At 67.6% G+C, this 10,606-nt stretch carries 12 protein-coding genes; 2 read left to right on the top strand and 10 right to left on the bottom strand.

From position 1 onward, the window contains the following. Nucleotides 1-24: 24 nt before the first annotated feature. On the bottom strand, nucleotides 25-1,410 hold the full coding sequence (gene aceA, locus ACP5E6_RS13705) for an isocitrate lyase (protein WP_427954870.1): 1,386 nt from the start codon (nucleotides 1,408-1,410) through the stop codon (nucleotides 25-27). A gap of 192 nt (nucleotides 1,411-1,602) precedes the next feature. Here aceA and ACP5E6_RS13700 point away from each other — a divergent pair, with 192 nt between their 5' ends. Beyond that, the gene (locus ACP5E6_RS13700; RefSeq protein ID WP_427954869.1) at nucleotides 1,603-3,000 is read left to right on the top strand and encodes a helix-turn-helix domain-containing protein; all 1,398 of its coding nucleotides are present in this window, start codon (nucleotides 1,603-1,605) and stop codon (nucleotides 2,998-3,000) included. Here ACP5E6_RS13700 and ACP5E6_RS13695 read toward each other — a convergent pair. The 5 genes from ACP5E6_RS13695 to ACP5E6_RS13675 all read right to left on the bottom strand — a co-directional run bounded on the left by ACP5E6_RS13695 (nucleotide 2,990) and on the right by ACP5E6_RS13675 (nucleotide 5,673). Further along, nucleotides 2,990-3,568, bottom strand: a complete 579-nt coding sequence (locus tag ACP5E6_RS13695; RefSeq protein WP_427954868.1) for a hypothetical protein — start codon at nucleotides 3,566-3,568, stop codon at nucleotides 2,990-2,992. The two genes, ACP5E6_RS13700 and ACP5E6_RS13695, sit on opposite strands and share 11 nt — an antisense overlap. Nucleotides 3,569-3,640: 72 nt before the next feature. After that, nucleotides 3,641-4,183, bottom strand: a complete 543-nt coding sequence (locus ACP5E6_RS13690) for a gamma carbonic anhydrase family protein (RefSeq protein ID WP_427954866.1) — start codon at nucleotides 4,181-4,183, stop codon at nucleotides 3,641-3,643. A gap of 3 nt (nucleotides 4,184-4,186) precedes the next feature. Then, the gene (locus ACP5E6_RS13685; protein ID WP_427954865.1) at nucleotides 4,187-4,651 is read right to left on the bottom strand and encodes a DUF1178 family protein; all 465 of its coding nucleotides are present in this window, start codon (nucleotides 4,649-4,651) and stop codon (nucleotides 4,187-4,189) included. After that, nucleotides 4,648-4,905 (bottom strand): glutaredoxin 3, encoded by a 258-nt coding sequence (gene grxC / locus ACP5E6_RS13680; RefSeq protein WP_427954863.1) that lies wholly within the window; start codon nucleotides 4,903-4,905, stop codon nucleotides 4,648-4,650. The genes ACP5E6_RS13685 and grxC overlap by 4 nt, the downstream gene beginning before the upstream one ends. Nucleotides 4,906-4,947: 42 nt before the next feature. Beyond that, entirely contained in the window at nucleotides 4,948-5,673 is a 726-nt protein-coding gene (locus tag ACP5E6_RS13675) for a ComF family protein (RefSeq protein WP_427954862.1), read from the bottom strand. A 45-nt stretch (nucleotides 5,674-5,718) separates the two neighbouring features. On the opposite strand from ACP5E6_RS13675, the gene ACP5E6_RS13670 reads away from it, so the two are divergent. Next, nucleotides 5,719-6,495: a methyltransferase domain-containing protein gene (locus ACP5E6_RS13670; RefSeq protein ID WP_427954861.1), complete on the top strand. Its 777-nt coding sequence runs from the start codon at nucleotides 5,719-5,721 to the stop codon at nucleotides 6,493-6,495. Here the strand turns inward: ACP5E6_RS13670 and radC are convergent. From radC to ACP5E6_RS13650, 4 genes are read right to left on the bottom strand one after another with little or no spacing between them, the layout of a single operon-like run. Then, nucleotides 6,490-7,254 carry a RadC family protein gene (gene radC, locus ACP5E6_RS13665; protein ID WP_427954860.1) on the bottom strand — a complete coding sequence of 255 codons (765 nt, stop codon included), beginning with the start codon at nucleotides 7,252-7,254 and terminating at the stop codon, nucleotides 6,490-6,492. The genes ACP5E6_RS13670 and radC overlap by 6 nt on opposite strands. A gap of 40 nt (nucleotides 7,255-7,294) precedes the next feature. Further along, on the bottom strand, nucleotides 7,295-8,089 hold the full coding sequence (gene map / locus ACP5E6_RS13660) for a type I methionyl aminopeptidase (RefSeq protein ID WP_427954859.1): 795 nt from the start codon (nucleotides 8,087-8,089) through the stop codon (nucleotides 7,295-7,297). Between the two features lie 43 nt (nucleotides 8,090-8,132). After that, nucleotides 8,133-9,344: an MFS transporter gene (locus ACP5E6_RS13655; RefSeq protein ID WP_427954858.1), complete on the bottom strand. Its 1,212-nt coding sequence runs from the start codon at nucleotides 9,342-9,344 to the stop codon at nucleotides 8,133-8,135. Nucleotides 9,345-9,368: 24 nt separating this feature from the next. After that, complete coding sequence (locus ACP5E6_RS13650; protein ID WP_427954857.1) at nucleotides 9,369-10,571, bottom strand: CaiB/BaiF CoA transferase family protein; 1,203 nt, start codon at nucleotides 10,569-10,571, stop codon at nucleotides 9,369-9,371. Between the last annotated feature and the right edge of the window lie 35 nt (nucleotides 10,572-10,606).

Here is a 10,606-nt window from a genome sequence, read left to right as displayed (position 1 = left end):
GCTGAAAGCATAACGCTCTAAGCCTCAGCGGTCGGGCGCGCTGACCGCCCAGCTATGGTGGTGAACCAGACCGTCGTCATGATCATGCTCATGACCCGGCCCTGACTCCTGATCGTGGAACTGCTCGGTCTCGGTCGAACCGGCCATCGCCGTGGTCGAAGCCTGACCCGCCGAAACCGCAACCGCGACCGCATCGAAATAGGACGTCCCGACCTCGCGCTGATGGCGCGTCGCGGTATAGCCCTGCGGTTCCGCGGCGAATTCAGCCTGCTGCAGCTCCGAATAGGCCGCCATGCCGCGTTCGGCATAGCCTTTGGCGAGCTGGAACATCGAGTAGTTCAGCGAATGGAACCCGGCAAGGGTCACAAACTGGAACTTATAGCCCATCGCCGCGATCTCTTGCTGGAAGGTCGCGATCTTTTCCGGGCTCAGTTTCTTCTTCCAGTTGAAGCTGGGCGAGCAGTTATACGCCAGCATCTTGCCGGGGAACTGGGCATGAATGGCATCGGCGAATTGCTTCGCCTCCTCAAGGTTCGGCTCGGAGGTCTCCCACCAGAGCAGATCGGCATAGGGCGCATACGCCAGGCTGCGCGCAATCGCGTATTCAACGCCGAGACCCGGCTTGATCCGGTAGAACCCTTCCGGCGTGCGCTCGCCGGTCAGGAACGGACGATCCCGCTCATCGACATCGGCGGTCAGCAATTGCGCCGCATGGCTGTCGGTGCGGCACAGCAGCACGGTGGCCACACCCTCGACATCCGCGGCAAGCCGTGCCGCGTTCAGCGTGCGGATATGCTGTGAAATCGGCACCAGCACCTTGCCGCCGAGATGGCCGCATTTCTTTTCCGACGCCAGCTGATCCTCGAAATGCACCCCGGCCGCACCCGCCGCGATCATCGCCTTCATCAACTCATAGGCATTCAGCGCGCCGCCGAACCCGGCCTCGGCATCCGCGATGATCGGCGCCATCCAGTAGGATTGCGTGTCGCCCTCCATCCGCGCGATCTGATCGGCGCGGCGCAGCGTCGCGTTGATCCGGCTGACCACCTGCGGCACCGAGCTCACCGGATAGAGCGACTGGTCGGGATACATCTCGCCGGCGTTGTTCGCATCGGCCGCCACCTGCCAGCCCGACAGATAAATCGCCTTCAGCCCCGCCTTGACCTGCTGCATCGCCTGATTGCCGGTGAGCGCGCCGAGCGTGTTGACATAAGGCTCGGTCTTGAGCAGCGACCACAGACGATTCGCCCCCATTTCCGCCAACGTATGCCGCACCCGGAAATTGCCCGACAATCTCTCGACATCCGCGATCGTATAGTCACGCCGGATTCCCGCGAACCGATCCGGCGGGGTGGCGAAACCACCCGGCAAACCTTCGGGAGCCTGGGGGGGGGTGGGGAAATGTGACATTCTGGTCTCCTGGCGCCGTGCGTCCGTATGATGAAATGACTGTTTCGTCGTGAGTGGATTATTTACGCTGCACCCGCGAAAGTCACGCGGTTTCTTGGCATGAAACACCGAAACAAGTGGCCAGATTGACTGTAAAGTTTTACAAGCTGTAAATCTTGAAAACATCAACCCCCGATTCGAGGCAAATCCCCCGTGTCCAACCCGCTGATCGGCCGTATCGTGCGTCGCCTGCGCCAGGAACAGGGCATGACCCAGCAAAAACTCGCGACACGTCTGGGCATCTCCACCTCCTATCTCAATCTGATCGAGCATGATCAGCGCGGCGTCACCGCGACGCTTCTGATCAAGCTGACCGAGATCCTCCAGGTCGATCTGGCCGCCCTGTCCGGCTCGGATGAACGCCAGATCGAGCAGGCGCTGCGCGAAACCTTCGCCGATCCCTTGCTCGGCACCGACCCGGTGCCCGATGCCGAATCCCAGATCCTCGCCGCCTCGGCGCCGGCGGCGGCCCAGGCGGTGCTGGGCCTGTACCGGGCGTTTCAGGCGGTGCGCGAGGAAACCGGCGGCATCACCCTGCCCTCCGGGCGCCGAATCCTGCTGCCGAACGAGGAGGTGCGCGATTTCTTCCACGACCATGCCAATCATTTCCCCGAGCTCGAAGCCGCCGCGGAGGCAATGGGCGCCGAACTGCCCGCCGCCACGCTGGGCATGAACCACGCGCTGGCCGAGCGCCTGCGCCACAAGCACGGCCTGGTCGTCTCGGTCGGCCCCCTGCCCGGCGCGCTGCGCGTCTACGACCCCGCCGCGCGCCATCTGCGCCTGTCGGAAACCCTCCCGCGTGAGAGCCGCGGCTTTCAGATGGCGTTTCAACTCGGCCTGCTGGAAGCCCGCGACCTGATCGAACCGATCGTCAAACAGGCCGCCATGACCACGCGTGACGCCGGGGAATTGCTGCGCATCGGCCTGATCAACTATTTCGCCGGCGCCGTGCTGATGCCCTACGCGCCGTTTCTCGAAGCCGCCGCCGCCTTGCGTCACGATGTCGAGCATCTGGCCATGCGGTTCGGCGTCTCGTTCGAACAGGCCTGCCACCGGCTCTCGACCCTGCAACGCAACGGCGCGCGCGGCGTGCCGCTGTTCTTTCTGCGGGTCGATCCGGCGGGCAACGTGTCCAAGCGCTTCTCGGCGGCCGGCTTCCCCTTCGCGCGGTTCGGCGGCAACTGCCCGCGCTGGGTGGTCTATTCCGCCTTCGCCGCCCCCGGCACGGTCCAGGTCCAGGTGGCGCAATTGCCGGATGGCGCGACCTATCTCTGTTTCGCCCGCACCATCATCGCCACCCCGGCGCGCTGGGGTGAGCCGCCGGCGACGCGCGTGGTGGCCATGGGCTGCGAGATCAACCGCGCCGGTGATTTCGTCTATGCCGACGGCATCGCCATCGCCAACGCCACCATCGGCATCGGCCTGTCCTGCCGGCTGTGCGACCGGCAGGATTGCCGCTCACGCGCCTTCCCGCCGCTGGCGCACCGCCTCACCCTGGATGTTTCGACCACCAGCGCCTCACCCTACCGGTTCGAGCCGGTCAGAACCTGAAACCACCCCCGGCCATGCCGCCGGGGTAAAGATATGGGCTGGCGAAACGCGTCGCCCGATTGGCGAGCGGCACCGGCGGAAAATCGGCCAGCAGCGCCAGAATCGCCGCCGGGGGCCGCGCCGATCCGGCGCTGGCGAGCGCCTCCAGCGCGCCCGCGCGATTGCCGCGCCGCAACTGCCGCGCCGCCCCGACCATCGCATCCACCACGGTTTGGGACGGCGTGCCGGGTGCGATCGCCAGAATCCGCCGCACGCGGGACCGCGCCCGCAACATCTCCTGCTTGGCCAGCGGATTCATCCCGATCCAGCGACCACCCGTGGCGAACTGGCCGGCCATCGCATCGAGCGCCGCGATCGCCAGCGCCATTTTCGCCGGATGCCCGCGCATCGCGCCAGGATGCGCGAACGCATAGGTCGCCGCATTGGTCGCGGCGATCGCCGGGTCCTCGCCGATGATCGCGCCGCCAAAGCTATCCGCCGGCAAATACCCGACCGAAGGCGCCGGCCGCTCCAGCGCGCAACCGGCCAGCATCAGCGACAGCGCCGCGATCATCACCGCTTTCAGCATCGCACCCTCCCCTCATGACATATCGGCCAAACCGCCGGACCAGATGTCGGAACGATGCCGCCGGCCGCCAGATCACAAAGCCCTGAGCCCCGCCCGATAACGCGCGGCCAGCGCGACATAATGCGGCACCGTCGCCGCGCGCAGGGCGGCTTCGGCCGCGCCCATCACCCGCACCAGCTTCGCCGGCGAGCCCATCCATAATTCGTTCGGCCCGATCCGCTTGCCGGGCGTCAATGTCGAATGCGCCGCCAGCATGCCACCCGCCTCGATCACCGCGCCATCCAGCACGATCGCCCCCATACCGACGAAGGCGCCATCCGCCAGGGTGCAGGCGTGAATGATCGCGGCATGACCCACGGTGACATCGGCACCGATCCGCGCCGCGAAATCCTGACCGGCATTGACATGGATCACCGTGCCGTCCTGGATGTTGCTGCGCGCGCCGATGGTGATGCTGTTGTTATCCGCGCGCAGGGTGCAGTTGAACCAGACACTGGCCGCCGCCGCGAGCGAAACCGCGCCGATCAGCACCGCGCCGGGGGCCACCCAGGCCTGCGGGTCGACCCGCGGCGCCACGCCGTCGAGCGCGAAATACCCGGTCAGGGTCCCGCTCACCGCTCAACCCTCCGCCAGCGGCACCCAGGGGATGCGCGCAATATCGATCCCGTCCTCGGCCAGCGCCTCGGCTTCATCCGGCGTGGCCTCGCCATAAATGCCGCGCGCCGGCGCCGCGCCCTCATGGATTCGCCGCGCCTCCTCGGCGAACGCACCGCCGACGTAATCGCAGCGCGCCTCGACCTCGCGCCGCATCCGCGCAAATATCGCGCGCAGCGCCGCCGGCATCGGCCCGGCGATGGCGGTATCCGCCGCGACCGGCGGCCCCGCCTCGATCACCGCCGGCACTTCGGCGGGTGACGCCTTGCCGCCGATGCGCGGCGCCATGATCGCGCGTTCCACCTCATGGCCACCACAGCGCGGACATTCCAGCAGATGCCGCGCGGCCTGGTCATCGAAACTGGCGCTGCTGTTGAACCAGCCGTCGAATTCATGGCCGGACGCGCATTGCAGCTGATAATGGATCATGGCGTCAGCAGCGGGTCCAGCCGGCCGGCGCGGTCGAGCGCGAGAAGCTCATCGCACCCGCCGATCGCGCGATCATCGATGAAAATCTGCGGCATGGTGGTGCCGCCGTTGGACCGCGCGGTCGCCTCCCGCCGGGCGGCCGAGCCATGCGGCGCGTCAATCTCGGTGAACGCCACGCCCTTCTCGCGCAGCACCCGCACCGCGCGGCTGCAATAGGGACAGAACATCTGGGTATAGATTTCGATCTTGGGCATGGAGGTTTCACATAAACCAGCATCGCCACAGCGCAAGGGTTTTCAGGTCTCCGCGTGATCGGCCACCCGCGCCAGCGCCAGCACATCGACTGCGGCCGCCCCGGCGTCATAGAGGGCTTCGGCACAGGCCGAGGCCGTCGCCCCGGAGGTCAGGATGTCGTCGATCAGCAGCACGCTCCGCCCCGCCAGCCCCGCCTGCCGCGACGGGCGCACCGCAATGGCACCGCGCAGCGCCATCTCGCGCTCGTGCTGGTCGAGCTCGGCGAGCGGTCGGGTCGCGCGCGTGCGGATCAACCCATCGATCAGGACCGGCGTGCCGGTGCGCCTGCCCAGCGCGCGGGCGAGTTCACCGGCCTGGTTATAGCCGCGCTGGGCGAGGCGGCGCCGGTGCAGCGGCACCGGCACCAGAACCTCGGCGCGCGCCAGCAATTCGGCGCCGGGGCGCAGCAGCAGTGCCGCAAGCCCGGCGGCGGCTTCAGGGCGGTCGGCATATTTGAACGGCAGGATCAGCCGTTTGGCGGCGGGGCCGTAGCGCAATGCGGCGCGCGCGGCGCGGTAGCGCGGCGGGTCCCAGTCGCACGCCGTGCAGAGCGGCGCCGGCTCGGCGAGCGGCAGGCCGCAATGGCCGCAAAATGGCGCGGTGATGAATTCCGCCGCCGCGAAGCAATCGCCGCAAAGCAGCCCCTTGCCGCCGACCGGCTCGTTGCACGACAGGCAATGCGCCGGCAGAACCACATCGAGCGCGGCGCGCACCATGGTTTTCAGCATCGGCGGGGGTTTCCGCGCCACCGCGTCTGCGCCACAAGCACCGCCATGAGCGCCATGGTGATTTTCGATCGCGCCGCCGTCATCCGCCACCGCGACCGCGCGGCGCCGCGTCTGGCGCGCCTGCGCCCGGTGCTGGACGATCTCGCCGCGCGCGTGCTCGACCGGCTCGACGACACCGGCCGCTCCTTCGCCACCGCGCTCGATGTCGGGGGCCGGGGGGTGGTGGCGCCGCTGTTGCGCGCGCGCGGCCTCGCGGTGGTCTCGACCGACCTGTCCCCGGCCATGGCTTCAGCGTGCGGCGGCCTCGCCGTCGCCGCCGACGAGGAAGCCCTGCCGTTCGGCACCGGCCGCTTCGATCTGATCGTCGCGCATCTCGCGCTGCACTGGGTCAACGACCTGCCGGGCGCGCTGATCCAGCTGCGCCGCAGCCTGAAGCCGGAGGGGCTGTTCCTCGCCAGCCTGCCGCTGCTCGGTACGCTCGACGAGCTTCGCACCGCCCTGATCGAGGCGGAGGCAGCACTCACCGGCGGCGCCTCGCCGCGGGTATCGCCGTTTCCCGATCTGGCCGATTGCGCGGCGCTGCTCGGTCGCGCCGGATTTGCCCTGCCGATCGCCGAGCGCGAGGTGATCGATTTCGACTATGCCGATCCCGCCGCGCTCCTGCGCGACCTGCGCGACGCCGGCGAGACCAACGCAACCATCGCCCGCTCCCGCCGCACGGTCCCGCGCCTGTTGTTCCCGATGGCGCTGGCCGCGCTGAGTCCGGCCGGACGCCTGCGGACACGGCTGCATCTCGGCGTGCTGACCGGCTGGGGCTCATAGCAGGCCCAACCGCTTCAGACTGACCCATTTGCCATTGCCGATGATCACATGGTCATGCAGCACGATCGACAGAGTCATCGCCGCCTGCTTGATCTCGCGCGTCATCGCGATATCCTCCTGCGAGGGTGTCGGGTCGCCACTCGGGTGGTTATGCACCAGAATAAACGCGGTCGCGTGATGCTCCAGCGCCCGCTTGACCAGTTCGCGCGGATAGATCGACGTGTGATTGATGGTGCCCTGGCTCTGCACCTCGTCAGCGATCAGGCGGTTGCGATTATCAAGATAGAGCACCCGCGCCTGTTCAACCCGCTCGCGCGCCAGCACGGCGGTGAGGTATTCGATCAGCCGGTCCCAATGGTTGAGCACCGGGCGATAGATCACCTCGGCCTTGACCAGGCGCAGCGCCGCCGCCTGCACGATTTTCAGCGCCGCGGTCCCGGCCTCGCCAAGCCCCTCAACCGCCAGAAGCGCCGGCACCGGTGCCGCGATCGCCTGCGCATAGGACCCGAACCGGTTCACCAGATCACGCGCGATCGGCTTGGTATCACGCCGCGGCAGCGCAAGAAACAGCACCATTTCAAGCACTTCATGATCGGCCAGCGATTCCGGCCCCGCCTTCAGCAACCGCGCGCGCAACCGGGCGCGATGCCCCGCCGCGCCATGGAGATCAGCGTCGGCCCCCGCCGCTTCAGGCGGCGCCGGTCCATCGAGGGGTAATTCGTCCGATGACGACGGTCGCGTGTTCAGCGGTTTTCGCACACGCTTAGATTGTCATATCCGCATGAATTTGGAAAGCCGATCAGCTGGTCGGAATATTCTCCCCGGCCGCGAGGGTGAACACCTCGCACCCGGTCGCGGTAATCCCGATCATATGCTCGAACTGCGCGGACAGGCTGCGATCCCGCGTCACCGCCGTCCACCCGTCATCCAGGATCTTCACCTCCGGCCGCCCGGCATTGACCATCGGCTCGATCGTGAAGAACATCCCCGGTTTCAGCACCGGCCCGTCGCCCTTGCGGCCGAAATGCAGCACATTCGGCGGCTCATGGAAGCGCCGCCCGATGCCGTGGCCGCAGAAATCGCGCACCACCGTGAAGCGCTGCCCCTCGACATAGGATTGAATGGCATGGCCAATATCGCCGAAATGATTGCCCGGCCGCGCCTGGGCGATGCCGCGCAGCAGCGATTCATACGTGACCTCGATCAGCCGCTTCACCTTGGTCGAGGCGGTGCCAGCCACATACATCCGGCTGGAATCACCGTGCCAGCCGTTCAGGATCACGGTGATGTCGATGTTCAGCGCATCGCCCTCCATCAGCACCCGGTCGCCCGGAATCCCGTGGCACACCACATGATTGATCGAGATGCAGGTCGATTTCGGAAACCCGCGATAATTCAGCGGCGCCGGGATCGCATCACGCGCCACGATATACTCATGACAGATCGCATCGATCTCGCCGGTGGTGATGCCGGGGCGCACATGCGCGCCCACCATGTCGAGCACCTCGGCAGCCAGCGCCCCGGCCGCGCGCATCGGCGCGAAATCAGCCGGGGTATGGATGGTGATCTGCCGGTGATCGGACCCGCCATCCATCAGGAACGCTCGAATTCGTTGCTATATCTACTGACCATCAACCCTAAATGATCTCCTGCACGCGCGATGGCAAGATCGCCAGCCGGCGGGTCAGACCCATCCCGACCGCAAGCATCCCCCCGATCATCGCGACCACGCCGCTCCAGCCGGCGAAACTCCAGGCCAATCCGCCGAGCGACCCTGCCACGCTTGATCCAAGATAGTAAAGGAATAAATACAACGCCGCCGCCTGCGCCCGCGCCCCGCGCGCCTGCGCACCGACCCAGGAGCTCGCCACCGAATGGCTGGCGAAAAATCCGAACGTCACCAGCGCGATCCCGACCACAATGACCGCCACCGACCCCGACAACGTGATGACCGCGCCGAGCAGCTCGATCGCGATGCCCAGCGGCAGCATCCGCGCCCGGCCGAACCGGCTCGCCAGATGCCCCATCCACGCCGAGCTCACGACCCCGACCAGATAGACCGCGAAAATGAACCCAACGACCGTCTGCGACAGCGCGAACGGCGGCGCCAGCAGGCGGAACGTGATATAATTATACACCGTCACGAACGCGCCCATGATCAGAAACGCCTCGGCATACAGCAACCGCAGCACCGGGTCCGCGAGATGCGCGCGATAGCCCCGCAGCAACGAACCGATCGCCAGGCTGCGGCGGCTGAAATGGCGCGATGGCGGCAGCCGCGCGGCGAACACCAGCCCCGAGACCAACCCGATCGCCCCGATCACCACAATCGCCCAGCGCCAGCCGATCGCATCGGCCAGCACCCCGGTCAGCAACCGCCCGGTCATGCCGCCGAACCCGCTGCCCCCGACATACAACCCCATCGCCAGACCGACCGAGCGCGGATGCATCTCCTCGGCCAGATACCCCATCGCCACCGCCGGCAGGCCCGAAAGCACCAGCCCGATCGCGGCGCGCACCACCAGAAACGCCCCCCAATGCGGCATCGCCGCCGAAACCATGGTCAGCACCGCCGCGCCGATGATCGAGCCGGCCATGATCGCCTTGCGGCCCCACGCCTCCGAGAGCGCGCTGGCCACCAGCAGCGCCCCCGCCAGCGTGAACGTGGTCGCCGACAGCGCAAAACTCGCCACCACCGGCGTCACCCTGAAATCGCGGGCAAACACCGGCAACAGCGGCTGCACGCAATACATCAGCGCGAACGTCGCAAACCCGGCGGCGAACATCGCCAGATTGGTCCGCCGGAACGCCGCACTCCCGCGCTCGATCAACCCGCTGCCCTCACCCATCCCTGTGTGCCTTGCGCCGCCGGACTACCGCCGGGTCCGCCGGATCACACCCCCGGCCGCGAGCGCCGCGATGTCGGCCGCGTCATAGCCATGATCGCGCAGAATCGCGTCCTGATCCTGGGCGAAGCGCGGCGGCGCGCGGCGCGGCCCGCCCGGCGTGCGCGACAATTTGATCGGCGTGCCCAGCGTCTCGATCCCATCGCAGGACACCACCATGGCGCGATGGCGGGCATGCGCGCTGTCGATCGCGGTATCGACCGCCTGCACCGCCCCGGCCGGCACGCCGGCGGCGATCAGCCGCACCGCGATCGCCGCACCGTCATGCGGCGCGAGCGCCTCGATCAGCGCCGCGCGCAGCGCGTCCCGATGGCCGAGCCGATCGGCATTGGTCGCGAAATCCGGGTCTGCCGCCAGATCGGGCCGGTCGAGCAGGGCGCAGAGCTTGCGGAACTGCCCGTCATTGCCGCCCGCGATGAAAATATCGCAGGTCGCGGTCGGAAACACCTCATACGGCGCGATATTCGGATGCGCGTTGCCGGTCGCGACCGGGCGCCGCCCGGACAACAGATAATTCGCCCCGGCCGGGTGCAGCAGCGCCAGGGCGGTGTCATGCAGCGTCATATCGATGAATTGCCCAAGTCCCGAGCGCGCGCGCTCATAAACCGCCATCATGATGCCCAGCGCCGCATACAGCCCGGTGCCGAGATCAACGACCGGCGTGCCGATCCGCACCGGCCCCTGCGCCGGATCGCCGTTGATCGTCATCAACCCGGTCATCGCCTGCACCACGGCATCGTAGCCGGGCAGACCGCCCAGCGGCCCGTCCGCGCCGAAGCCTGAGATCCGGCAATGGATCAGCCGCGGCAACCGCGCGCTCAGCACCGGATAGCCGATGCCCCAGGCCTCCAGACTGCCGGGCTTGAAATTCTCGATCAGCACATCCGCCCCGTCGAGCAGGCGCAGCAGCACGGCGCGCCCCTCCGGCCGCGCCAGATCAAGGCTCATCGCCCGCTTGCCGCGATTGGCGCCGAGATAATAGCTGGCATCACGCGTGCCATCCGCGCGGGTGAGAAACGGCGGGCCCCAGTCGCGCACCTCGTCGCCCTGCGGCGGCTCGATCTTGATCACCTCGGCGCCGTGATCGGCGAGGATCATGGTGCAGTAGGGACCCCCGAGAACACGGGTGAGATCGATGATTTTCAACCCGTCGAGCGCGCGTGTCGTCATCCGGCTTCCTCCCCGCGCATGGACGCACGGCCTCC

Origin of the sequence: Acidiphilium sp. (assembly GCF_049977125.1) — a bacterium.
Classification (GTDB): Bacteria; Pseudomonadota; Alphaproteobacteria; order Acetobacterales; family Acetobacteraceae; genus Acidiphilium.
This window is presented reverse-complemented; position numbering and strand designations above follow the sequence as displayed.

Bases quoted from the DNA above. Each gene is read 5' to 3' on its own strand.
- aceA (WP_427954870.1), bottom strand. From the start codon at position 1,410: ATGTCACATTTCCCCACCCCCCCCCAGGCTCCCGAAGGTTTGCCGGGT.
- ACP5E6_RS13695 (WP_427954868.1), bottom strand. From the start codon at position 3,568: ATGCTGAAAGCGGTGATGATCGCGGCGCTGTCGCTGATGCTGGCCGGT.
- ACP5E6_RS13685 (WP_427954865.1), bottom strand. From the start codon at position 4,651: ATGATCCATTATCAGCTGCAATGCGCGTCCGGCCATGAATTCGACGGC.
- grxC (WP_427954863.1), bottom strand. From the start codon at position 4,905: ATGCCCAAGATCGAAATCTATACCCAGATGTTCTGTCCCTATTGCAGC.
- ACP5E6_RS13675 (WP_427954862.1), bottom strand. From the start codon at position 5,673: ATGCTGAAAACCATGGTGCGCGCCGCGCTCGATGTGGTTCTGCCGGCG.
- ACP5E6_RS13670 (WP_427954861.1), top strand. From the start codon at position 5,719: ATGAGCGCCATGGTGATTTTCGATCGCGCCGCCGTCATCCGCCACCGC.
- map (WP_427954859.1), bottom strand. From the start codon at position 8,089: ATGGATGGCGGGTCCGATCACCGGCAGATCACCATCCATACCCCGGCT.
- ACP5E6_RS13655 (WP_427954858.1), bottom strand. From the start codon at position 9,344: ATGGGTGAGGGCAGCGGGTTGATCGAGCGCGGGAGTGCGGCGTTCCGG.
- ACP5E6_RS13650 (WP_427954857.1), bottom strand. From the start codon at position 10,571: ATGACGACACGCGCGCTCGACGGGTTGAAAATCATCGATCTCACCCGT.